Consider the following 22,778-nt stretch of genomic DNA (forward strand, 5'->3'; position numbering starts at 1 on the left):
CATCAAGCAGGGCGTGGCTCTGATTAAAAACCGGGTGATTTTCCACACCGGCGCAGAGCTCACCGAGCAGTTCCGCCTGATTTTGGCATAAGGGGCGCTTATCATGCATCGCTGTGATGACAACATGCCGTTTTTGCTGCAATACGAACATGTGGCATGGTATGAAACCGGCAGGGTAAGAATTTTAGATCGGCGCATTTATCCCGCCGAAGTCCGCTTTGTGGAGTGCGTTACCTACCACGAGGTGGTACAGGCCATTGCGGACATGGTGACCCAGAGCGCCGGGCCTTATACCGCGGTGGGCATGGGCATGGCTCTGGCGGCCTATGAGTGTCGGGACAGGGGCAAGGCGGAGCAGGCAGCCTTTATGAAGCAGGCGGCCTATGATCTGGCCCACGCACGTCCCACGACCGCCAACCGCTACGGCATTATTACCAACAACTGCGCGGACGTTGCTGCCCACGCACTGGAAAGCGGAGAAGACCCTATCGAAAAAATCGTGGAAGCCACGGTGGAATCCCTGAACCGCCGCTACTCCACTATGCAGATTGTGGGCGACCATCTGGCGGATTTGATTCCGTCCGGCGGAACTATTCTAACCCAGTGCTTCGGCGAAACCATCATCGGAACGGTAATCCGAGCCGCCAGAAAGCAAAATAAAACCTTCCGTGTCTTCTGCGCGGAGACCCGGCCATATTTGCAGGGCGCGCGGCTGACCTCCAGCTGCTTTGCCCAGATGGGATTTGATACCACCGTCATCACCGACAATATGGTGGCCTACGCCATGCAGCACGAGGGCATCGACCTCTTTACCTCTGCGGCGGACACCATTGCCCGGGACGGGCATATCGCCAACAAGATCGGCACGTTTCAGATTGCCATTCTGGCCAAATATTTCGGGATTCCTTACTTTGTTACAGGCATTCCCGATCAGGACAAGATGAGCAAGCAGGACATCGTGATTGAGTTGCGGGACCCGGCTCAGGTTTTGAGCTATCGTGGAATTCCCAATACCGTACCGGAGGTCAAGGCCATCTACCCGTCCTTCGACGTGGTTCCGCCCCACCTCATCTCCGGTGTCGTCACCGATCAGGGAGTTTACGCGCCCTATGTGCTCAACCACTACTTTGACCGGCAGGTCAAGGCGTTTTATTAATCTGGCAAAGGAAGTTTTAACATGAAGCTGTATGTAAGAGCGCCGTTTTCGGATGAGGGATTGGACAAGCTGCGCAGAATGTTTGACACGGTGATCTACGAGCCGTGGACCGTAACCGGCGAGCGCTACTATGAGGACGAAATACTGGAGCATCTTCTAAAAGAACAGCCCGATGCGCTGATTACGGAGTTGGACCGCGTGACGGAGAAAGTTCTCAAGGGCTACGACCAGCTACAGTTCATCGGGGACTGCCGCGGAACGCCCGCCAATATCCAAGTGGACGCCTGCACTGCTGCCGGTGTGCCGATCCTGTGCACACCGGGCCGCAACACGCAGGCGGTTGCCGAGATGGTGGTGGGACTAATTCTGGCATTTTACCGTAAGCTCCTCCCCTCCGTTCAATGGGTGGAAGATGGCAAGTGGGTCGCGGGTACAACGCCCTATTATCTCTGGATGGGCAATGAACTGCAACGAAAAAAGGTGGGGCTTGTGGGCTTTGGCCGAATCAGCCGGGTCGTTGCCAAAATTCTCGACGGCTTTGACTGCGATATTTCCTTTTATGATCCGTTTATCTCCGGCGATCAGGGGCATTACCACAAGCGCACACTGGAGGAGGTTTTCTCCGAGAGCGACATTGTGTCGCTGCATCTGCCGGTGCTGGACACCACCCGCGGCATGATCACCGAACCGCTGCTGCGGTCTATGAAAAAGGACGCGCTATTTGTGAACGCAGCCCGCTCCGCGCTGGTGGATTACACGGCACTGCGCAGCGTTTTGGAGGAAGAGAAAATCGGCGGCGCGATTTTGGACGTACTGGACAGCGAACCGCCCACGCCGGAGGATGCGTCCATCGGAAAGCTGCCCAATGTGCTGCTCACGCCGCACACCTGCGGAGCTACCTACGAGGTGACGGATCATCAGTCCGATATTCTGGTGGACGGCATCTGCAAATGGATGGCCGGAGAGCAGTTGGAGACGGTCATTTATAACCGGGAAGTACTGAAACAATGACCGCCGGATACGGAGGAACATCATGAGCAGATATTATCTGGCGGTGGATCTGGGAACTGGAAATTCCCGCGTGGCACTTGCCTCCTCGGATGGAACCATCATGGATATGCGTTCTTTCACCAATACCTACTATCGCGACGAGCGGTATGAGGACGCGCAGTATTTTCTGCCCGGGGAATGGGAAGAAGTCATTCTTCGCGGATGCCGGGAGCTGTGCGGCGCGCACCCTGAAATTCACGTCAGCGCCGTTTCCGCAGCCGGGGCAAGGCAGAGCATCGTTCTGCTGGATCGGTCCGGCAAGGCGTTTTACGGACTGCCCAACATCGACAACCGGGGCAGAGCCTATATGGGCGAGGTGCCCGATCAGGAGGAAATTTACCGCATTTCCGGCAAATGGGTGACCGAAGACTTTGCCGCCGCAAAGCTGCTGGGCTTTCGAAAACTCTACCCGGAGCAGTACCGCAAGATTGATAAAATTACCAGCCTTAGCGAGTGGATTGCGCAGATATTTACGGGACGCATTGTGATCGAGCCGTCTCAGGCCTGTGAAACGCAGCTCTATGACATTGGAACACGCGAGTGGTCGGAAAAGGTGTGCGGCTGCTACGGCTTGGACATGGCGATTTTGCCGGAGCTGTGCCCTGCCGGGATGATGGCAGGCCCGGTGCTGCCGAAGTACCGCAGACTGCTGGGCATGACGGAGGACGCTGTTTTTGTAGTCGGCGGCGCCGACACGCAGATCGCGCTTCGACAGACGGACATTGGCTTGGGCGACATTGCCATTGTTTCCGGTACCACCTCTCCTGTGGTCACGCTGATGAAGGATAAATTCTATGACCCGCTTCAGCGTGTCTGGACCGACGCCAATCTGGGCGGGCAGACCTATCAGATTGAGATGAACCCCGGTGTTACAGGGCTGAATTATCAGCGTATCTGCTCCATGCTGGCGGGGAACTTGGATTATGACGCACTGGAGGAGGCTTATTCCAAGAAGACAGCCTTCCGGTGCACGGCTTCTTTCTCTTCGTTGCTGTTCTATGAGCGCAGGGGCTTGCGACGCGGTGGGTTTTTTATGCGTTCCCCGCTGGATGCCGCAGTGGATCGGACCGATTTTCTGTGGTCGATGCTGGGTGACATTGCCTGCTCCATCTATGAGCAGTACACCAATCTCCGCGCACTGACAGGCAATCGCTCCGACTGCGTATTGGGCTGCGGCGGCGGCTTTCAGTCCCGGACGCTGTGCCAAATGCTCAGTGATTTGACCGGCTGTGAGCTGCACCTGCGCGCCGGCTTCAATCAGGCCACTGTTCAGGGGTTGACCCAGGTCTGCAACGACTATATGGGAGAAGCAAATATTTTGACACAGCAGCCGAAAATCGTCTATCGTCCCCGTGAAGGGCAGCTGATCCATCGATATTACCCGGAGTGGCTTGAAAATCGGAACAAGGCAAACTAAGCATCATACGTAATACTTACAGAAATCAGGAGGACCCCCATGTTAATGCAGGAAGAAAGAGAACTGGTCGTCGAGTACGGAAAAAAGATGAGCGCGGCGCGCCTGAGTACCGGCACCAGCGGAAATATCAGTATTTATAACGCTGAGAAAGGGCTCATGGCCATCAGTCCGTCCGGTATGGATTACTTTTCTACGCAGCCCGAGGATGTTGTCATCACGGATTTGGACGCGCATGTGGTGGACGGCGTGCGCAAGCCCTCCAGCGAATGGGCGCTGCACACTGTTTTTTACAAGAACAAGCCGGAGGCACGCTCCGTGGTCCACACGCATTCTATGTATTGCACGACCTTTGCCGTTTTGGGGCAGCCTGTGCGCGCCGTACACTATGTAATTGGTGACGCAAATACGGACACCGTGCTCTGCGCACCGTATCAGACGTTCGGTACTGTGGAACTGGCGGAGACTGCTATTAAAGTCTGCGGAGACAGCAACGCCGTTTTGTTGGCCAACCACGGTCTGGTGGTTTGCGGCGGCAATATTCAAAGCGCCTATTCTCTCGCCTGCAACATGGAATACATCGCCGAACTGCAGTATCGTGCCATGTGCATTGGCACGCCGAATATCCTCAGCAAGGAGAAGATGGCCAAGGTGCTTGAAAAATTCAAGACCTACGGCCAGACGCCGGGAAAGAAAACCGGTTATTAAGGAGCGCTTTGTATGAATTCATTTGATTTTTACAGCCCCACTTACTTTATCTTCGGAAAGGAACGGGAACGGGAAACAGGCCTTTACGTGAAAAAGTTCGGCGGCAGCCGCTGTCTGGTGGTTTACGGAGGACAGTCCGCAAAGCGGTCGGGTCTTCTGGATCGGGTGAAGTCTTCGCTTGAAGAGGCAGACGTGCATGTGGAGGAACTGGGCGGAGTACGTCCCAATCCCCGCAGCAGGCTTGTCTATGAGGGAATCGAGCTGTGCCGAAGAAAGAACATCGATTTCCTGCTGGCGATTGGCGGCGGCAGCGTCATTGATACCGCCAAGGCCATTGCCATGGGCGCCGTCTACGACGGTGACTTTTGGGATTTCTTTACCGGAAAGACCCCCGAAAACGCATTGCCTGTCGGCACCGTGCTGACGATTGCGGCCTCCGGTTCCGAGGGTTCTCCCGATTCTGTTATCACCAATGAAAAGACGCTGGAGAAAAACGCGGCGGAGGCAAACTGCCTGCGTCCGAAGTTTTCCGTCTTGAATCCTGCCCTGACGGAAAGTCTGCCATCCTATCAGACAGCCTGCGGCGTGACAGACATCATCGCCCACGCGTTTGAGCGGTATTTTACGAATACACGAGATGTAGAAATCACCGACCGACTGCTGGAGGGTGTGGTGCTGACCATGCTTCACGAGGGCAGACGCGTAATGACCGACCCAAGCAACTATGAGGCCCGGGCCAACATCATGTGGGCCGGCATGGTCTGCCACAATGACGTAATGGGTGTTGGCCGCCAGCAGGACTGGAACAGCCACCATCTCGAGCACGTGCTATCTGCCAAGTACGACTGCGCACACGGCGCGGGCCTTGCGGTTGTCATGCCTGCCTGGATGACCTACTGCGCCCATCATCATGACCCAGCCCGCTTTGCGCAGATGGCAACCCGCATCTTCGGCTGTCAGATGGATTATGAAAATCCGTTAAACACCGCACTGGAGGGCATTGAGGCATTCAAAGTTTTTCTCAAATCAATTGGGATGCCGCTTTCCTTTGCCCAGATTGGCGCAGACCCCGAGAGCATTCCGGAACTGGTGGAAATGAACCGCATCGGTGACGGGAAGACGGGCGGCTTTGTGGCGCTGGACAAGCAGGCGCATTACGATATTTACGAGTTGGCGGCAGGTCGGGAGAAATAAAGAACCGTAACCCGCTGCGGCGGATATGAGAAAGGAAGCGTATGATGGAAAACAAACAAAAGCTGGGGTTTGCAACCCGCCAGATTCATGTTGGGAAAATCAAAGACGCATCCGGCGCACTGTGCACACCCATTTATCAGACGTCAACGTTTGAATTTGAGACCGTTCAGCAGGGCGGTGCCCGCTTTGCCGGGGAGGAACCGGGCTACATCTATTCCCGCCTTTCCAATCCCTCTTTGACGCAGGTGGAGGAAAAGCTGGCCTCTTTGGAAAACGGCGAGGCCGCGCTGGCCGCAGCTTCCGGCATGGGCGCTATCTCCGCAGCATTGTGGACGAGCGTAGTGGCGGGCGACGAGATTCTGGCCAGCGACACACTATATGGCTGCACGTTCTCCCTGCTCTGCCACGGAATGACCAGATTTGGCGTGGATACGAAGTTTATTGATATGGTAAATCTCGAGAACTTCCAGGAGAATCTTACGCCCAAAACCAAGGTCGTCTATTTTGAGACGCCCTGCAACCCGACATTGAAGATTCTGGACATTCAGGCCATTGCCGAGGCTGCCCATAAGTACAACCCCGCTATTCGTGTCATCGTAGACAATACCTTTTGCTCTCCATATTTGCAGCGGCCGGTGGAGCTTGGCGCAGATGTGGTGGTCCACAGCGCCACCAAATATATCAACGGCCACGGGGACGTGATCGCGGGCTTCATTGTCGGTACGGCGGAGTTCATCGGTCAGTGTCGGACCTTTGGTCTGAAAGACATGACCGGCGCGGTGATGAGCCCTTTTGACGCGTTTTTGATCGCCCGCGGCCTCAAGACGCTGGATATCCGTATGGAGCGACATTGCTCCAACGCCCGTAAGGTGGCGGAGTTTTTGCACAGTCACCCCGCGGTGGACAAGGTCTACTATCCCGGCCTTCTCGATTTTAAAGGCTATGAGGTCGCCAAGAAGCAGATGAAGGACTTTGGCGGCATGCTGTCCATTGAACTCAAGGCCAGCCGTGAGGAGGTTGCCAATGCCCTCAACAATCTGCGGCTGTGCACCATCGCGGTGTCTCTGGGCGACGCCGAGACGCTGGTGGAACATGCCGCAACCATGACCCACTCAACATATACGTCGGAGGAACTGGCAGTCGCCGGGATCTCCGAGGGGTTGGTCCGCATCTCTGTTGGATTAGAAGACCCCGACGATATTATTGCCGATCTCAAGAGCGTTCTCGACACTCTCGTCTCTTAAAATGCAGGGAGCCCGCGCAACCTGATTTGCGGCTACTCTAATCATATAAAATTGTCAACAGGCTGAGGGGCAGGATTTTATCCTGCCCCTCAGCCTGTTGACAAACGGCCTCACTTTTATGGATTTTTAATTTCAGTCGAAAAAAACGGCATGAGAATTGCTAGAGAAAGAGTGAGGAAGGCTTCATCAATCTTTCTTGTGGCAATTATCTAACAGGAGGAAATCCAACTATGGAAAACAATTTGGCACTGCGCAATATCCGGGTGCTTGACCTGACCCGCGTTCTGGCGGGCCCTTACTGCACAATGTATCTGGCGGATTTGGGCGCGGAGGTCATTAAGATCGAAATTCCGGGATCGGGCGACGATACCCGCAAATTCCCGCCTTTCAAAAATGGAGAAAGCCTGTACTATTGTAACGTTAACCGTAACAAAAAAGGCGTTACGCTTAACCTGAAAGACGGCGAAGGCAAATCTCTTTTCAAGGAAATGGTGAAAAACGCCGACGTGGTTGTGGAAAACTACCGTCCGGGCGTAATGGAGAAGCTGGGGCTGGGTTATGACGTTTTGAAAGAGGTCAACCCCCGCATTGTATATGGAGCCGTGTCCGGCTTCGGCTTTTATGGGCCGCTGCACGACCGCCCCGGCTATGACATCATTGCGCAGGCGATGAGCGGTATCATGAGTCTCACAGGCGAGTCCGGTGGCGGCCCCATTCGCACCGGCAGTGCCATCGGTGATCTGGTGGGCGGCCTGAACACCTGCATCGGCATTCTGGCGGCGCTGAATGCCCGCCAGCTTACAGGCAAGGGCCAGCGTGTGGATGTATCGTTGGTAGATGGGTTGGTTTCCTTCTTGGAGACGAATACCCAGCGCTATCAGGCAAACGGTGTGCAGCCGCCCCGCATGGGCAACCGGTACCCTTCAGCCGCGCCCTACGACTCCTTTAAAGCCAAGGATGGCGAGTTTGTCATCGGCTGCGGCAACGACAAACTGTTTGCCCTGCTGTGCACCAAGGTAATCGGCCATCCCGAGCTGGTAGATGACGAGCGTTATAACGAACCGGCCAAGCGGCTGGAGCGGCAGGCGGAGCTGAAAAGCGTAATCGAGGAGTGGTCTGTCAACTACACCATTGAAGAGGCAGTGAACCAGATCCTGTCCGTCGGCGTTCCCGCCGCCCCCATTTACGACATTAAAGCCGTGATGGAAAACGACCACATTGCCAATGTCCGTGAAATGTTCATTGACTGTGAGCACCCCGTGGCCGGCCATCTTCGCATCAACGGAAACCCGGTTAAGCTGATGGACAGCATGCCCAAGCTGCGCACCCCGGCTCCCACGCTGGGGCAGGACAACGAAGCCGTTTACGAAAAAGTATTTGGTATCAGCGCTGACCGTCTGCGGGGATTGAAGGAAAAGGGCGTTGTTTAACAGACCTGTGAAAAGACTGCTTGTGATGAAAGGAGCTTTGCAATGAATCTTCCTAAATTTGTAGAAATGATTGAAGTCTGCCCGCGGGACGGCTTTCAGAATATTCATGATCTGATTCCCTTTGACACCAAGGTCGCGGTGATTAAGCAACTGGCCACCGCCGGATATCAGCGGATAGAGATTTGTTCCTTTGTCAGCCCCAAGGCCATCCCGCAGATGGCCGACGCGGTGGAGGTCGTGGCTTCCACGCGAGATGTGCTGAAATCCAGCGGCGTAAAAACCGCCGCGCTGGTACCCAACGCCCGAGGCGTGGAAACGGCGGTTGCCTGCGGGATTGACGAGCTGACCTATGTCATTAGCGTCAGCGAGAAGCATAACATGGCTAATGTGAAGCGCACCCCCGAAGAGTCCATGGATGAGTTCAAGGCGCTGATCGGCCGGTATGGTGACAAGGTGCGGTTCCGCCTGTCTCTGGCCACGGCCCTTGGCTGCCCCTTCGGGGAAGAAATTCGCACGGAGCGGGTACTGGAGATGGCCAGGTTCGGGTTTGAGCTGGGGTGCGAAGAAGTGATGATTGCGGACACCGTGGGCATGGCCAACCCTGTCCGTGTTTCCGCCCTGATGACTGCTCTGGTGCATGCCTACGGCCCCGACAAATTTATTATGCACCTCCATGATACCCGAGGACTGGCTCTGGCCAACACGCTGGCCGCCATGCAGTTGGGCCTGCACAAGTTTGAATCCGCCGCCGCCGGTTTGGGCGGCTGTCCCTTTGCGCCCGGCGCGGCGGGGAATGTGGCCTCTGAGGACGTGCTGAATATGCTCACGGAAATGGGCGTGGAAACCGGTGTGAACGCCGACGCTTTGAACGAAGCCGTCATGCTGATTCGGGAGGGAGTCCACGCTCCCATCGTCAGCCACATGGCCGGTTTATATAAAAAGTCGCCTTGCGTTTAAGCACTGACTTCTGAATTTGCTCTCTCTACTTTGCCCCCTCTTTCGTGCAGGACGAGCGGAACCACGCGGCTTCGTTCGTCCTGCACAAATCTCACGAGAAGAAATCGACTGAATTGGCGCGCTGTGTTATAGTAGTTTCAATTATGAAACGTGGAGGCGAAACAATGCAACCATTATTTGATTCTCCCAACGCCGAAGCCGTTCAGGAGATCTGCATGATTGCACCTACGGAACAATTGGCCCGAAAAGCCCGCGACATTATTGAAAAAAGGGGAAACCCAATTGATGTGTTTGTCTGCAACGGGACCAGGGACGGGCCGGATAGCGTGGCTTCCCCGGAGGATATTGTGCATTTGGTTTTGTCGTTGCAGCAGCGGGGAGCGAAGCTGTTTCTCTCCCGGAAGGGGACCCAGCAGGTTGTGGAGAACGCCTTGGAGATTCAGGTGGTTGGGCTGAACAACACCCTGACGGACTATATGAAAATGATTTTGGAACGGCAGGTGGGCAGCGGTTTAATTGCCTTCTTTTCCTATGGCGCGCTGAGCGATGAGGTGATGCTCATGTGCGAAATGCTTCACATCCGCGCCAAAAACTATACCTTTACCAGCCCGGAGGATAGCTATGACGCTGTAACCGCCGCCATGGCCGACGACGCAACCTATGGAATCGGTGGGGCATGGACCTCGGTGGCCGCCGCTGCTGGCGGCTTGCCCCATGCCATTTTGGAAAACTCCAGCGAATCCATTGTCAACGCCTTAGATGTCGCCCTTCAGATTCGCGCCATTCAACGGGAGGAAGCGGTGAAGCAGCGCCAACTCAAAACCCGGATGGAAATGTATCAGGCAGTGCTGAACGCCACCCACGACGCCATCATCTCCGTGAACGAGCAGGGAACCGTTCAGGTGGTCAACCCTGTGGCAGAACGGATTATCGGAAAAAGCGCTTTGGAATTGCTGGGCCATCCCATCGAAGAGGTCCTGCCCAACACCAAGCTGCCGGAGGTATTGCGTACGGGCCGTCCTCAAACCAACCAGATTATGCAGTTCGGCAAGACCTTGACCAATACCAACCGTTTGCCGATTTTGGTGGACAGCGACGTGCGCGGCGTTGTGGCCACGTTTCAGGACATTCGCCAGCTTCAGACCACGGAGCAGAAAATCCGCCTGAAGCTGCACGAAAAGGGGTTGGTGGCAAAGTACGCCTTCGCCGATATTCTGGGAGCTTCCCCGGCCATTCTCAGCACGATTCAGATTGCCAAAAGCTATGCCATGTCCTCGGCTGCCGTGCTGATTCATGGGGAAACCGGGGTGGGTAAGGAGTTATTCGCCCAGAGTATCCACAGCGGCAGCTCTCGCCGCAATGGTCCCTTCGTGGCTTTGAACTGCGCGGCAGTGGCCAACAATCTGCTGGAGAGTGAGCTGTTCGGCTATGAGGAGGGCGCGTTTACCGGCGCTTCCCGGGGCGGGCGGGAAGGCCTGTTTGAGCTGGCTCACGGCGGCACAATCTTTTTGGATGAAATCGGTGAAATTTCCGTAGAAACACAGGTGGCATTGCTGCGTGTTCTTCAGGAAAAGGAAATCCGCCGGGTGGGAGGATCTCGGGTCATTCCGGTGGATGTGAGGGTCATCACAGCCACAAACCGGGATTTAATTGAGGAAATCTTGAAGAAGCGCTTTCGGGAGGACTTGTATTACCGGCTCAATGTGCTGGATTTGGAAATTCCGCCCCTGCGAGAACGGGGCCGGGATGTGGAAATTCTGGGACTGCATTTTTTCAAGAAGCTTTCTGGCAGCACAGCTTCGGAGTTGCACAAGCGTTTTCTGGAAATACTGCATCAGGTCGGACAGTATGACTGGTATGGCAATATCCGCGAATTACAGAACTTTGCAGAGCGCGTTTATATCCTGCTGAAAAACCGGGCGGAAACTTTTGATATTATGACGGAAATGATGAGGCGGCGCAGCTTGGCGCCCGCCGCTCAGCCGGGCCCAGGCAAAAACGACGAGCATGAACGTCAGGCCATTGCCGCCGCTTTGACGGCATTTCCCAACTCCGTGGAGGAAGCCGCCCGCAGTCTGGGCTGTAGCCGTCAGACGCTGTGGCGCAAGATGAAAAAGTTTGGACTTTCCCGGTAGCTGTTCCCTTATCGTTTCATGTCAAACACCATGTAACAATAAGCTCTGCAACACGGGCGCAACATTCGGACCGCCGACACAGTGTGTCGGCGGTTTTTCGGCTTATAATCCTCTCCCTTCTCTTTAAAAGAAAACAGCGACCATTAAAATTAGAGTATATGGCAAATTCCATCACTCAATACTGGCGAAAAGCACGGCGCTAAATAATCTCGGATATGTCCCGTACTTGGCATAAATGTTGCTTGCTCTTATGTTGATGAAGCTTTGCTCCGCAAATCAGGCAAGCGGCCCGCAAGTGTGTATGCCGGGCCGCGAGGAAATTAAGGAGGAGATTACATGGGTAAATTTAAAGTCAGAAAAATCGGTTTCATCGTGGGTTTGCTGGTCATGCTGCTGCTGGCCTTCATGCCAACCCCGAAGGGACTGACCCTTGTAGGACAGCGTGTTTTGGCCGTCACTGTATTGATGGTTATTTTTTGGATGACCGAAGCCATGCCGATTTCGTTTACCGCCCTGCTGCCTCTGATTCTGTTCCCGCTTCTGGGTATTACCGGCGCAAAGGGCCAGAATGACATTGAACTGTTTAAGCACTATGCATATCAGACCTGCTATCTGCTGGTGGGCGTAGGGTTCCTGTCCGGCGCCATGGTAAAGCACGGCTTACATAAAAGGATTGCGCTGGGCATCGTCAGTAAAATTGGCAAGAAGCCTACCACCATGGTTTTGGGCTTTATTATCGCCGTGGGCTTTGTGTCCATGTGGATGTCCAACACCACGGCCACCGTGATGATGCTGCCTGTGGCTTTGGCAATTGCAAAGACTCTGGGCGATAATGCAAAGGGCTTGAAAAAAGCGCTGATTCTCTCTATTCCCTATGCCGCCACGCTGGGAGGAATGGCTACCGTCATTGGAACCACCACCAATCCCACGGGAATTGGCTTGATTCAGGAGACAATCGGCTTGACCATCGGTTTTACCGACTGGCTGAAAATCGGCCTCCCCTTCACACTGATTTTAATTCCCCTGTTCTGGCTGTACATGGTCAAGTTTTTTAAGGTTGACAAAATGCCCAATATGGATATTGCCATCGCCCATCAGCAGTACAAGGAATTGGGCTCCTGGTCCGATGGAGAGAAATACACTGCCGCCATTTTCTTACTGTGCGTCTTTTTATGGGTCACCCGCTCCAATCTCTGGGGCCAGTTTTTCCCCTTTGCAACGGACGAAACGGTTGCCATGCTGGGCGCCTTCCTGACGTTGGTTGTTCCTCTGAACTACAAGGAAGGCGAGTATGTCATGGATATGAAAACCGGCATGAGCGAAATTCCGTGGTCTGCGGTAATTCTGCTGGGCGGCTCCATGGTGATGGGCAACGCCTTTAAGGACGCAGGTGTTGCCGCATGGATCGCGGGCAAGCTGACAAGTCTCGCCGGGCTTAACTCTGTTGTCATCGTTATCATCGTGGGAATTGTCACCGCGCTGTTGACCGAGCTGACTACCAACGCCGTGGTGGTGGCGGCGTTCCTGCCGGTGCTTGCCTCTGTGGGAACTGCCATTGGCGTCAGCCCACTGGCCATGATGCTGGGCTGTATGCTGGCCTGTAACTTTGCCTTTATGCTGCCTCCCGCCACGCCCCCCAACGCCATTGCCTATGGAACCGGAGAGATTGAAATGAAGGATTTGATTAAGTGCGGCCTCGGCCTGAAGCTGATCTGCCTTGCCGTGTTCCCGTTGGTGCTGTACTTTATAACGATGGCTGTTTTTAAAATCGGCGTTTGATTTTTATTTACCGAAACAATGCAGACCTCCGCGCAGATTGCGCGGAGGTCTGCATTTTATAGGCTGATTACGTCCATATTGAGGACTGGTGCACTCATCTTTTAGAGGGCGGAATATATCCATATCGTTTTTTCTGCTTTTGCAGATATTCTGTCAGAAGTAAAAATATTAAAGCTAACGAAGGCCAAAAAATTCATCGCACAATGGTAAAAATTAGTAATGTATGGTAGAACAGGCATATGAACAAACAATAGCGCCTGTGCATCGAAACTACCAACACTGGCATAATCTTTCGCTGATATGCATGCGCGTAGTCCACTTAAATCTGTATTACTGTGCCTGACTGGCATAAAAATAAAGATTTCAGTATCCGCCTCCCCTCTCACGGACATATTTCAGGATAACCGGTGCGCAGTTGTCAGTATAATCCTGCAAAACCGAGCAAACAGCATCGGCGTCGGCGTCGTGTAATGCCGCTAAAAGTGGTGCAAAGTCCGCTTCGCTTCTTGAGTCTTCCCGGCAAGAGGCAAAGATATAACGCAGCAGCAGCTGCTGCCCTTGAAGAGAAATCATACTCTTATCCAGACGGCGATTCCCACTACGGTGATAAAAAACACCCACCAGCTGATTAACTGCTGCAACCTCGCTCTGCACACTTTTGGCTCGAAGATACTCCTTTTGATATTTTTCAACCTCTTCGGCAAGCCCGGCGTGATCACTCCGTTCCATCGCAAGATGGATCGCAGCGCAGTGCAGCGTCATGGCCAATTGCTGAATTTCTTCAATATCGTGGGCGTCCAAAGCCAGCACCCTAGCCCCGATATTTGTCTCATTTATAATCAGACCCTCCAACTGAAGGCGATTGATGGCCTCCCTGATGGGGGTACAACTGACCCCAAGTTCTTTTTGCAGCTCATTCACATTCAGCCTGCTTCCCAGCGGAAGCTTCAAAGAGATGATGTCGCCGCGCAGCGTCTCATAGACCTGATCCACCAGAGAGCTTTTTTTAATTGAAGGCATACTTGTCCTCTTCTCATTAAGATATCTAAATAACGTTTAGCTTCTTGCAAAATATTTTACTTGATGGTAAGTTGGATTGCAAGCAAAAGTATATTATTTTCTATTTTACAAAAAATTTATTTTTTTTGTGGAATTATGAGAATTCAATGGTTCATTCTTGACATTTTCAAAGTGTGTGCTATTCTAAAATAAATCTTGCAAGATATATTTTATAACATTTTGCACGTAGGAGGAGTTCCATTGAAGTGTCTTTTGACCGGCAATGAAGCGATTGCCCGTGGTGCCTGGGAGGCAGGCGTACATTACGCGTCCGCTTATCCTGGCACGCCCAGTACCGAAATCCTGGAAAACATTACGAAGTACAAAGAAATTTACTCCGAATGGGCGCCCAATGAAAAGGTGGCTCTGGAGTCGGCGATCGGCGCCGCCTTTGCCGGCGGCCGGGCCATCGCTTCCATGAAGCATGTAGGCCTGAACGTAGCTGCGGACCCCCTGTTCACCAGCGCCTATACCGGGGTAAACGGTGGTCTGATAGTAATCAGCGCCGATGATCCCGGTCTGCACTCCTCGCAGGACGAGCAGGACAACCGGTACTATGCCCGAGCCGCCAAGATTGGGATGCTTGAACCTTCCGACTCCCAAGAAGCCAAGGACTTCGTCAAGGTGGCTCTGGAGCTGTCCCAGCTGTTGGACATGCCCATTATGATGCGGCTGACCACCCGCATCTGTCATTCCAAGAGCGTGGTACAGCTGGGTGAGGGACGCACGGAGGTTCCCATTGTTCCCTATGTAAAAAAAGATAAGTTCAACCCTATCCCCGCGATTTCCAAGCAGCTGCACTCCAAGGTCGAGAAGAATCTTCGAAAGCTGGAGGAATACGCCAACACCACACCCCTCAACACCGTAATCTGGGGCAGCAAAAAGGTGGGTATCGTTTCAGCCGGCGCCGCCTATCAGTACGCCAGAGAAGTCTATGGTGACAACGCCTCTTATTTGAAGCTGGGTCTGACCTTCCCTCTGCCCATCAAAAAAATTCGAGAATTTGCTGCTCAGGTGGAACACCTGATCGTCGTCGAAGAGCTGGAACCCATCATGGAAACCGAAATCCGTGCTGCGGGAATCCCTTGCACCGGCAAGGATAAAATCCCCAACGAGGGCGAGCTGAACCCGGACATCCTCCGCAAGGCTCTGTTGGGCGAAGTACATGAGTCCATTGAGTATGATGCCTCCGTGGTGGCAAATCGCCCGCCTGTCATGTGCGCCGGCTGCCCGCACCGCGGGTTTTTCCTTGAGCTGCACAAACTAAAAAACACCGTATTTGTCAGCGATATCGGATGCTACGGATTGGCCCCCAAAGATATTGCCATTTGCATGGGCGGCGGCTTCTCTGTAGCTCACGGTGCCCAAAAGGTATTTAATATGGAAGGTTCCGGAAAGCGATGCGTAGGCATGATGGGCGATTCCACCTTTTTTCACTCCGGAATGACCTCCATGCTGGAGGCGGTGTACAACCGTTCCAACGTCCTGTTGGTGGTGCTGGATAATCGCATTACAGGCATGACTGGCCATCAGCAAAACCCCGGTTCCGGCTTCACGCTCTCCGAAGACCCCACCAACATCACGAATATCGAGGATGTGGCCCGGGCACTGGGTGTGAAACATATCAAGACGATCAACCCCCTGAAACTGGACGAGGTCAAGTCCGCACTGGCGTGGGGCATGGACTTTGAAGAGCCCGCCGTTCTGATCACCCGCTGGCCCTGCGTGCTGAAAAAGCTGTCTCAGGCCGACCAGGAGGAATTCGGCGACTATAAGTCCGTCAATGTGGTGGATCCGGACAAGTGCATCGGTTGCAAAGCCTGTGTCAGAACCGGCTGCCCGGCACTGGAATATCACCCCGATACCAAAAAGGTCGTCATCGACCACGCTCAATGTGTCGGCTGTGACATATGCACACAGGTCTGCCCCAAAAACGCCATTTCCCGGGAGGTAAAGTAAGATGTCTGAAGTAAAGAACATTCTGCTCTGTGGTGTTGGCGGTCAGGGGACGATTTTGGCCAGCAAAATTCTCTCCACCGCCCTGGTGGCCGCAGGCTATGATGTGAAAATGAGTGAAATCCACGGTATGAGCCAACGCGGCGGCAGCGTCGTAACCCAGGTGCGCTATGGGGAAAAGGTATACTCTCCAATTATTGGCCAAGGCAGCGCCGACATTGTGGTCTCCTTTGAGTCCATGGAGGCCCTGCGCTATCTGGGCAGTCTGAAAAAGGATGGCAGCGTGGTGGTCAACGATTATCAAATGCCTTCCGCCACTACCCTCTCCGGTCAGGAGGAGTATCCCGCCGATTCCATCCAGCGATTGCAAAAGCTGGCCAAGACCTATGTGCTGGACGCGGCCCAAATCGCCGCGGAACTGGGCAATTCCAAAAGTATGAACGTCGTGCTGCTGGGCGCCTTGATTAAACGGATGGGTTTGGAGTCTCTGGACTGGAACGCAGCGCTGACCGCATGCATGAAACCCCAGTTTGTTGAGCTGAACAAAAAAGCTCTGGCCGCTGGAATGTCCGCCGTCGCCTGAGAAAGAATATCTGCAAAAGCGGCAGGGGAGGGGAAAGCCCTGCTTCTGCCGCCTTTTTGTTAAAACAGGAGGAGCTATGGTATACAGAACCTTTCAAGAGCTAATTCTTGCCGCAAAGAGCAAGCCCCATATGGCCCGCATGGCCGTGGCCGCCGCAGGTGATGAACACACGATTCAGGCCGCGCTCAAGGCTCGTGAAGAGGGCATTGCCATTCCCGTACTGGTGGGTGACAAGGCGGCGATTGATTCGATCCTCTCCGCGCTGGGGCAGAGCATTCCCACAGAAGATATTTATGATATAGCGGACCCAATTCAGGCCGCCCGCAAGGCGGTGGAGCTGGTGCGCACTGGCACGGCACACTTTCTGATGAAGGGGCTGCTGGACACCTCTGTACTGCTCAAAGCCGTGGTGGACAAGGACCATGGTCTGGGCAAGGGAGGCATCATGTCCCACTTCACCATTTTTGAAGTGCCATCCTATCACAAGCTGCTGGTCCCTGTGGACGGCGGTATGGTGACCTATCCCACGCTGGAACAGAAAAAGTGCATCATTGAAAACACCGTCAACACCATGCGGGACATGGGCTATGACTGCCCCAAGGTCGGTGTGGTGACCTGTGTCGAAAAACTCAACCCCAAAATGCCGGAAACGGTGGACGCAGACGCCCTTAAGCAGATGAACCTGAGGGGTGAAATTACGGACTGCATAGTAGAAGGTCCCATTTCCTATGACTGCGCCGTATCCAGAGAAATCGCCGAACACAAGGGCTTTAAAAGTCCCTGCGCCGGCGACTGCGACATTCTTCGGGCGCCCAACATCCACGCCGGCAATATTATGGGCAAAATGCTGGCGGTGACCTGCGGAGCAACCATGGCCGGCTTTATCGTGGGCGCAAGGTGCCCCATTGTCATGACCAGCCGCGGGGCTACCGCGGAGGAAAAGTATCTCTCCATCGTCATCAGTGCCCTGGCAGCACAACAGTGAGGAGGCATTATGGAACGTCTGCTGATTTTGAACCCCGGCTCTACATCTACCAAGCTGGCGGTTTTTGACGGGGAAAACCCGGTATTTACGGAGAGTATTCTTCACTCACCTGAAGAGCTTGCTCCCTTCGACTGCGTGGCCGACCAGTATGGCTTCCGCCGCGACCTGGTGTTGGAGCACCTGAAACAGCACGAAATCTCATTGAAATCCCTGACGGCCATTGTCTCCCGTGGCGGATTGCTGCCCCCCATTCAGGCGGGGGCCTATGCCGTCAATGAAGATATGGTCTGGCAGTTGAAAAAACATCCCCGCAACGAGCATGCCTCCAATGTGGGCGCCATGATCGCGTTTGACATCGCAAATACATTGGGAATTCCTTCCTATATTTACGATGGAGTCACCGTGGATGAGCTGACACCTATTAACCGGATCACCGGCCTGCCCTCTATGGAACGCAAGGGCATGGGCCACAACCTGAATACCCGGGCCGCCGCCCTGCATTATGCCGAGGAGACAGGCCGGGCATACAAGGATGTCACTGTGATCGTAGCACATCTGGGCGGCGGCATTTCCGTAAACCTGCACCGGGAGGGGAGTATCGAGGACTTCATCAACGACGAGGAGGGCCCGTTCTCCCCCGAGCGCGCTGGAGGCCTGCCGCTGTTCGACGTCATCCGCGCCTGTTTTCAGGAGGGAACGGCTTATAAGGATATGATGAAGCTGGTCAAAAGCCGCGGTGGTCTGATGGCCCATCTGGGAACCACGGACAGCAGACTGGTAGAACAGCGAATTGCCTCTGGAGACGAACACGCAAAGCTGATTTATGATGCGATGATCCTCAATATCGCAAAAAACATTGGCAAGCTGGCCCCCGGTGTCTGTGGAAAGCTGGACGCAATTTTGCTGACCGGCGGAATTGCGCATTCCAAGTATGTTACAGACGGGATTTCCCGCTATGTGTCGTTCCTTGCCCCCGTGGTGATCTATCCTGGCGAGGATGAGATGAGAGCTCTGGCGCTGGGCGGTCTGCGGGTTTTGCGGGGGGAGGAGACGGCTAGGACCTTCCACCGGGCAAAAAATTCACAGTTATAAACAAGATCGATTACCAATGCTTCCGTACATCTTGAGAGTATCCGCATTCTAACAAGCCAATACTAGCAAGGAGACTTTTAATCGGAATTCTTTTCAAGTCCAGTTGATACCCATTTAGCTGCGTAGAAGTAACGAAAGATCATACCCATATTTATTTGTGAAAGGACTTCAACATGATTAATATGAAGTACAAGGCTTTGTTCACACCAATCAAATTGGGCAAAATTGAAATTAAGAACCGTTTTGCAATGGCTCCTATGGGGCCATTGGGCTTGAGCGACTCAGAAGGCGGTTGGAATCAGCGTGGCATTGATTACTATACCAGACGTGCACAAGGCGGAGTTGGCCTGATCATTACCGGAGTGACCTTTTCTGATTGCAAGGTCGAGCACCAATCCATGCCCAACTGTCCAAATTCCACCTATAACCCGGTGCATTTTACGCGGACCTCGAAGGAAATGACAGAGCGCGTTCATGCATACGGTTCAAAGATCTTTCTTCAGATGTCCGGGGGCTTTGGGCGAGTGACAATTCCAACTAATTTGGGGGAATTTAATCCGGTGGCGCCCTCTCCTATCCCTCATCGCTGGCTTGACAAAACATGCCGTCCACTTACAATTGATGAAATTCATTCAATTGTAAAGTCTTTTGGCGATGGCGCCTATCATGCAAAACGCGGGGGTTTTGATGGGGTGGAAATCCATGCCGTGCACGAAGGCTACTTGATGGACCAATTTGCCATTTCGATGTTTAACTTGCGCACAGATGAGTATGGCGGCAATCTTGAAAATCGGCTCCGCTTTGCCAAAGAAGTTGTGGACGAGATTAAATCCCGCTGCGGCAGCGATTTCCCCGTAATTCTCCGTTACAGCTTGAAGAGTATGATTAAAGACTGGCGGGAAGGGGCTCTTCCCGGTGAGAAATTTGAAGAAAAAGGCCGCGACATCGAAGAAGGAAAACTTGCCGCAAAGTTATTGGTCAAATACGGATACGATGCTTTGGACGTGGATGTTGGCACGTATGACTCCTGGTGGTGGAATCATCCCCCTATGTATCAGGAAAAGGGCTTATATCGTCCATATGCAAAGATTGTCAAACAGATTGTGGATGTTCCCGTTTTGTGTGCTGGACGCATGGACGATCCTGATATGGCGGCGCAATGCATTGAGGATGGCACCTGTGACATGGTCTCTCTGGGACGACCTCTGTTGGCCGATCCGGATCTTCCCAATAAAATCCGCTCTGGAAAGTTTGCAGACATTCGCCCCTGCATTTCGTGCCAGGAAGGCTGCATGGGTCGTATTCAGGAATACTCCATGGTTAATTGTGCTGTAAATCCGCAGTGTGCAAGAGAGCGGTTCTTTGCCTATAATCCCGTTTTGCAGGCAAAGACAGTCATAATTGTCGGCGGCGGCATTGCCGGCTGCGAGGCAGCGAGAGTCCTCGCCATTCGCGGGCATAAGCCAATCCTCTTTGAAAAAACCGCAAAGCTCGGCGGCGCATTCAATGAAGCCGGTGTCCCCTCCTTTAAAGAGGACGATCGGGCCCTGATCCGCTGGTATGAACACACGCTCCAGCAGTTAAATGTTGAAATTCATTTTGAGACTGAGTTGACCCGTGAAGCGCTTGAAAAAATGAACTATGATATTGTAATTATTGCCACCGGTGCCACAGAAAAGCGGATTGCGCTGGGGAATCATCAAAAGATCATCACCGCCAAGGAAGCTTTGGCCAGCGGCGGCTCTAACGTGGGTGCGCGAGCAATTGTGATTGGAGGCGGCATGGTCGGCTGCGAACTTGCATTGTGGCTTACAAAGGACTTAAGAAAGCAGGTTACGATTGTGGAATCCCTCGATAAACTACTTGCAGTTAATGGTCCCCTATGCTCCGCAAACAGCGAGATGCTTAAACGGCTGGTGCCTTTCTTTGGAACAAGCGTGATGTGCCGCACATCTGCCGTTAAATCCACTGAGAACGGCCTGTTGGTAAAAAACCTTGACACGCAAACTGAGATAGAACTCACAGCCGATACGATCATTTTGGCAGTTGGATTCAATTCAGAGAAAAAACTGCTGGAAGAGATGCAGGATGCAGATGAGGTTTACGCTATCGGTGACTGTAAGGAATTTCATAATATTCACAGTGCAATTTGGGATGCTTTTGAAGTTGCAAATCACATTTAATTTGACAGCGAACGCCTTCCGTAAAAGGCAAAGGCGCGCAACTCTTTTATGAATAAATTAGAAAATCGCTCCGGACAGACTTCGGAGCGATTTTCTAAAATTTATAAACCTGCCAGGTTTGGTCGCATCAATGGAGGTTTACAATTTTGGGCGGATTTTCTCAAGGTGAGCCGCCTAAGAATTCTTTTACTTTTGTGTTGTCAGAATCATTTTTTGAAGGTCTTACAATGGCAGCGCGCAAATATGTGCGGGCCCAGACTATTAAGTCTAATGTATTATGTGTCACAAAAATGGCACGTGCTGTTCAAATTTGCTTCTTTACAACCATCTTTTGACCCCCTAAAGTAAAGAGTACTTCCATACCGCATACGCACGCTGGAAACCTAATCAGATCACGTTCTTTCCCTTGTAAAGCTGAAAAATTAGAGAAAGCAAGAAGATATTGATATCCTGAGATTTTATATCCGGTCGATGAATCAATAGATAAAAAAGGAAAGAGTTGAATATATCCGTGAGACAAGGTGTACGATCCGACAAACGGCATATTGTAAGATGGTTTGAAGACCAAAGCATTTCAAAAAAATTAGCGATCAGTCATTTTATTACAGCAACTTTTGGAGCTGTGATTGGACTAATCGGAATTGCCTGCCTGCTTTTTAGCGCAGGCCAAAGCAGCTCCGTTTCAGTACCAATTTTGATAGTGGTTTCTGCAATCACCATATCATACATAGCTTCTTTTTTCTTGTACAAATGCATATCCAGCATTATCTGTCCCCCAATCCATACGTTTGTCGCCTCCGGCGAGTTGTTGGCTGTGGGCGACATTAATATGGGAAAAGTATTAGACGAAAATGCGAAGGCTCTGAAATTTAGAAAAGACGAAATCGGATTGCTTGCAACTTCAAACAGTAAGATTGCCGTAAATATGATTAAGCAAGCGAAAGGGACACGGGCAATTGCAAATGGCGATTTAACTACTGACATAATCGTCAATTCAGACGACGATGTACTGGGTAAAGCTCTTTCTGAATTGGTTGAAAAATTTCACACGCTTGCTGCTTCCATTGTTTCAGCTGCTGATCAAGTGGACTCTGGAGCAAAGCTTGTTGCTAATTCAAGCACCTCGCTTTCGCAGGGATCGTCTAGGCAGGCTGAGTCTATTGAAAAACTGACGTCCACACTAAAAGAGATTACCTCACAATCCATACAAAACGCACAAAATGCACAGGCAGCTAACGGACTTACCCAAACTATAAAAAGTGATGCTGAAATTGGAAATACGCAAATGGCAAACATGTTGAAAGCCATGGACGACATTAGTCAATCATCAGACAGCATTGGTGAAATTATTAAAGTAATTGAAGATATTGCGTTTCAGACAAATATTCTGGCGTTAAATGCCGCCGTAGAAGCCGCCCGTGCAGGCCAAAGTGGTAAGGGATTTGCTGTTGTCGCAGAAGAAGTAAAAAATCTTGCTGGCAAGTCTTCCGAAGCAGCTAAAGAAACGACCGAACTGATCGAAAATTCCATTCAAAAAGTTAAGCAAGGGATTAAGACCGCAAAAGAAACAGCCGCCTCATTGGAGAAAATAGCCGCAGGGGTTGTGCAAGTTACGAGTTTTATTGCGTCAATAGCGTCGGCATCTGACACACAGGCAACCGCAGTTGAACAAGTCAACAATGAGATTTCAAACATTTCACAAATAGCACAAAATAACGCAGCGGTCTCCGAGGAGAGTGCCGCGGCCAGCGAAGAGTTGTCCGGGCAGGCAGCTTGCTTAAAAGAAAGTGTTGGTGCATTTAAATTATAAATCATCCTCCAATATAAACAGTGTAAGTTCTGATTATTTAAAT

18 protein-coding genes are annotated in these 22,778 nt (G+C 52.5%); 16 read left to right on the forward strand and 2 right to left on the reverse strand.

The window, feature by feature from the left end; genetic code table 11:
* Positions 1-103 precede the first annotated feature (103 nt).
* From RTK01_RS05460 to RTK01_RS05505, 10 genes are all read left to right on the forward strand, one after another.
* Entirely contained in the window at positions 104-1,156 is a 1,053-nt protein-coding gene (locus RTK01_RS05460) for an S-methyl-5-thioribose-1-phosphate isomerase (RefSeq protein ID WP_312279998.1), read from the forward strand.
* Positions 1,157-1,177: 21 nt separating this feature from the next.
* Complete coding sequence (locus RTK01_RS05465; protein ID WP_312279999.1) at positions 1,178-2,167, forward strand: 2-hydroxyacid dehydrogenase; 990 nt, start codon at positions 1,178-1,180, stop codon at positions 2,165-2,167.
* 22 nt (positions 2,168-2,189) lie between these two features.
* Positions 2,190-3,623: an FGGY family carbohydrate kinase gene (locus tag RTK01_RS05470; protein ID WP_312280000.1), complete on the forward strand. Its 1,434-nt coding sequence runs from the start codon at positions 2,190-2,192 to the stop codon at positions 3,621-3,623.
* A 39-nt stretch (positions 3,624-3,662) separates the two neighbouring features.
* Positions 3,663-4,328 carry an L-fuculose-phosphate aldolase gene (locus RTK01_RS05475; protein ID WP_312280001.1) on the forward strand — a complete coding sequence of 222 codons (666 nt, stop codon included), beginning with the start codon at positions 3,663-3,665 and terminating at the stop codon, positions 4,326-4,328.
* A 12-nt stretch (positions 4,329-4,340) separates the two neighbouring features.
* Complete coding sequence (locus RTK01_RS05480) at positions 4,341-5,522, forward strand: iron-containing alcohol dehydrogenase (RefSeq protein WP_312280002.1); 1,182 nt, start codon at positions 4,341-4,343, stop codon at positions 5,520-5,522.
* A 44-nt stretch (positions 5,523-5,566) separates the two neighbouring features.
* Positions 5,567-6,766: a methionine gamma-lyase gene (gene megL, locus RTK01_RS05485; protein ID WP_312280022.1), complete on the forward strand. Its 1,200-nt coding sequence runs from the start codon at positions 5,567-5,569 to the stop codon at positions 6,764-6,766.
* A 230-nt stretch (positions 6,767-6,996) separates the two neighbouring features.
* A complete protein-coding gene (locus tag RTK01_RS05490; RefSeq protein ID WP_312280003.1) occupies positions 6,997-8,196 on the forward strand; it encodes a CoA transferase in 1,200 nt (399 codons plus the stop codon).
* Positions 8,197-8,238: 42 nt separating this feature from the next.
* Positions 8,239-9,153 carry a hydroxymethylglutaryl-CoA lyase gene (locus RTK01_RS05495; protein WP_312280004.1) on the forward strand — a complete coding sequence of 305 codons (915 nt, stop codon included), beginning with the start codon at positions 8,239-8,241 and terminating at the stop codon, positions 9,151-9,153.
* 164 nt (positions 9,154-9,317) lie between these two features.
* On the forward strand, positions 9,318-11,288 hold the full coding sequence (locus RTK01_RS05500) for a sigma 54-interacting transcriptional regulator (protein WP_312280005.1): 1,971 nt from the start codon (positions 9,318-9,320) through the stop codon (positions 11,286-11,288).
* A 336-nt stretch (positions 11,289-11,624) separates the two neighbouring features.
* The gene (locus RTK01_RS05505) at positions 11,625-13,067 is read left to right on the forward strand and encodes a DASS family sodium-coupled anion symporter (protein ID WP_312280006.1); all 1,443 of its coding nucleotides are present in this window, start codon (positions 11,625-11,627) and stop codon (positions 13,065-13,067) included.
* Between the two features lie 363 nt (positions 13,068-13,430).
* Here RTK01_RS05505 and RTK01_RS05510 read toward each other — a convergent pair whose 3' ends face one another.
* Positions 13,431-14,087 carry a GntR family transcriptional regulator gene (locus RTK01_RS05510; protein ID WP_312280007.1) on the reverse strand — a complete coding sequence of 219 codons (657 nt, stop codon included), beginning with the start codon at positions 14,085-14,087 and terminating at the stop codon, positions 13,431-13,433.
* A gap of 240 nt (positions 14,088-14,327) precedes the next feature.
* Between RTK01_RS05510 and iorA the strand changes: the two genes are divergently transcribed.
* The 5 genes from iorA (at position 14,328) to RTK01_RS05535 (ending at position 20,925) form a co-directional block, all read left to right on the forward strand.
* Positions 14,328-16,085, forward strand: coding sequence for an indolepyruvate ferredoxin oxidoreductase subunit alpha (iorA, locus tag RTK01_RS05515; protein ID WP_312280008.1), 1,758 nt, complete (start codon positions 14,328-14,330; stop codon positions 16,083-16,085).
* A 1-nt stretch (position 16,086) separates the two neighbouring features.
* Positions 16,087-16,665, forward strand: coding sequence for an indolepyruvate oxidoreductase subunit beta (locus tag RTK01_RS05520; RefSeq protein WP_312280009.1), 579 nt, complete (start codon positions 16,087-16,089; stop codon positions 16,663-16,665).
* 76 nt (positions 16,666-16,741) lie between these two features.
* Complete coding sequence (locus RTK01_RS05525) at positions 16,742-17,650, forward strand: phosphate acyltransferase (RefSeq protein WP_312280010.1); 909 nt, start codon at positions 16,742-16,744, stop codon at positions 17,648-17,650.
* Between the two features lie 9 nt (positions 17,651-17,659).
* A complete protein-coding gene (gene buk, locus RTK01_RS05530; protein ID WP_312280011.1) occupies positions 17,660-18,742 on the forward strand; it encodes a butyrate kinase in 1,083 nt (360 codons plus the stop codon).
* Between the two features lie 182 nt (positions 18,743-18,924).
* On the forward strand, positions 18,925-20,925 hold the full coding sequence (locus tag RTK01_RS05535; protein WP_312280023.1) for an FAD-dependent oxidoreductase: 2,001 nt from the start codon (positions 18,925-18,927) through the stop codon (positions 20,923-20,925).
* A 594-nt stretch (positions 20,926-21,519) separates the two neighbouring features.
* Here the strand turns inward: RTK01_RS05535 and RTK01_RS05540 are convergent.
* Positions 21,520-21,690, reverse strand: coding sequence for a hypothetical protein (locus RTK01_RS05540; protein ID WP_312280012.1), 171 nt, complete (start codon positions 21,688-21,690; stop codon positions 21,520-21,522).
* A 64-nt stretch (positions 21,691-21,754) separates the two neighbouring features.
* Between RTK01_RS05540 and RTK01_RS05545 the strand changes: the two genes are divergently transcribed.
* A complete protein-coding gene (locus RTK01_RS05545) occupies positions 21,755-22,735 on the forward strand; it encodes a methyl-accepting chemotaxis protein (protein WP_312280013.1) in 981 nt (326 codons plus the stop codon).
* The last annotated feature ends 43 nt before the right edge of the window (positions 22,736-22,778 follow it).

Source organism: Oscillibacter sp., from assembly GCF_031978065.1.
Classification (GTDB): Bacteria; Bacillota; Clostridia; order Oscillospirales; family Oscillospiraceae; genus Oscillibacter.

Bases quoted from the DNA above. Each gene is read 5' to 3' on its own strand.
- RTK01_RS05460 (WP_312279998.1), top strand. From the start codon at position 104: ATGCATCGCTGTGATGACAACATGCCGTTTTTGCTGCAATACGAACAT.
- RTK01_RS05465 (WP_312279999.1), top strand. From the start codon at position 1,178: ATGAAGCTGTATGTAAGAGCGCCGTTTTCGGATGAGGGATTGGACAAG.
- RTK01_RS05470 (WP_312280000.1), top strand. From the start codon at position 2,190: ATGAGCAGATATTATCTGGCGGTGGATCTGGGAACTGGAAATTCCCGC.
- RTK01_RS05475 (WP_312280001.1), top strand. From the start codon at position 3,663: ATGTTAATGCAGGAAGAAAGAGAACTGGTCGTCGAGTACGGAAAAAAG.
- RTK01_RS05480 (WP_312280002.1), top strand. From the start codon at position 4,341: ATGAATTCATTTGATTTTTACAGCCCCACTTACTTTATCTTCGGAAAG.
- megL (WP_312280022.1), top strand. From the start codon at position 5,567: ATGGAAAACAAACAAAAGCTGGGGTTTGCAACCCGCCAGATTCATGTT.
- RTK01_RS05490 (WP_312280003.1), top strand. From the start codon at position 6,997: ATGGAAAACAATTTGGCACTGCGCAATATCCGGGTGCTTGACCTGACC.
- RTK01_RS05495 (WP_312280004.1), top strand. From the start codon at position 8,239: ATGAATCTTCCTAAATTTGTAGAAATGATTGAAGTCTGCCCGCGGGAC.
- RTK01_RS05500 (WP_312280005.1), top strand. From the start codon at position 9,318: ATGCAACCATTATTTGATTCTCCCAACGCCGAAGCCGTTCAGGAGATC.
- RTK01_RS05505 (WP_312280006.1), top strand. From the start codon at position 11,625: ATGGGTAAATTTAAAGTCAGAAAAATCGGTTTCATCGTGGGTTTGCTG.
- RTK01_RS05510 (WP_312280007.1), bottom strand. From the start codon at position 14,087: ATGCCTTCAATTAAAAAAAGCTCTCTGGTGGATCAGGTCTATGAGACG.
- RTK01_RS05520 (WP_312280009.1), top strand. From the start codon at position 16,087: ATGTCTGAAGTAAAGAACATTCTGCTCTGTGGTGTTGGCGGTCAGGGG.
- RTK01_RS05525 (WP_312280010.1), top strand. From the start codon at position 16,742: ATGGTATACAGAACCTTTCAAGAGCTAATTCTTGCCGCAAAGAGCAAG.
- buk (WP_312280011.1), top strand. From the start codon at position 17,660: ATGGAACGTCTGCTGATTTTGAACCCCGGCTCTACATCTACCAAGCTG.
- RTK01_RS05535 (WP_312280023.1), top strand. From the start codon at position 18,925: ATGAAGTACAAGGCTTTGTTCACACCAATCAAATTGGGCAAAATTGAA.
- RTK01_RS05540 (WP_312280012.1), bottom strand. From the start codon at position 21,690: ATGCTGGATATGCATTTGTACAAGAAAAAAGAAGCTATGTATGATATG.
- RTK01_RS05545 (WP_312280013.1), top strand. From the start codon at position 21,755: ATGGGAAAAGTATTAGACGAAAATGCGAAGGCTCTGAAATTTAGAAAA.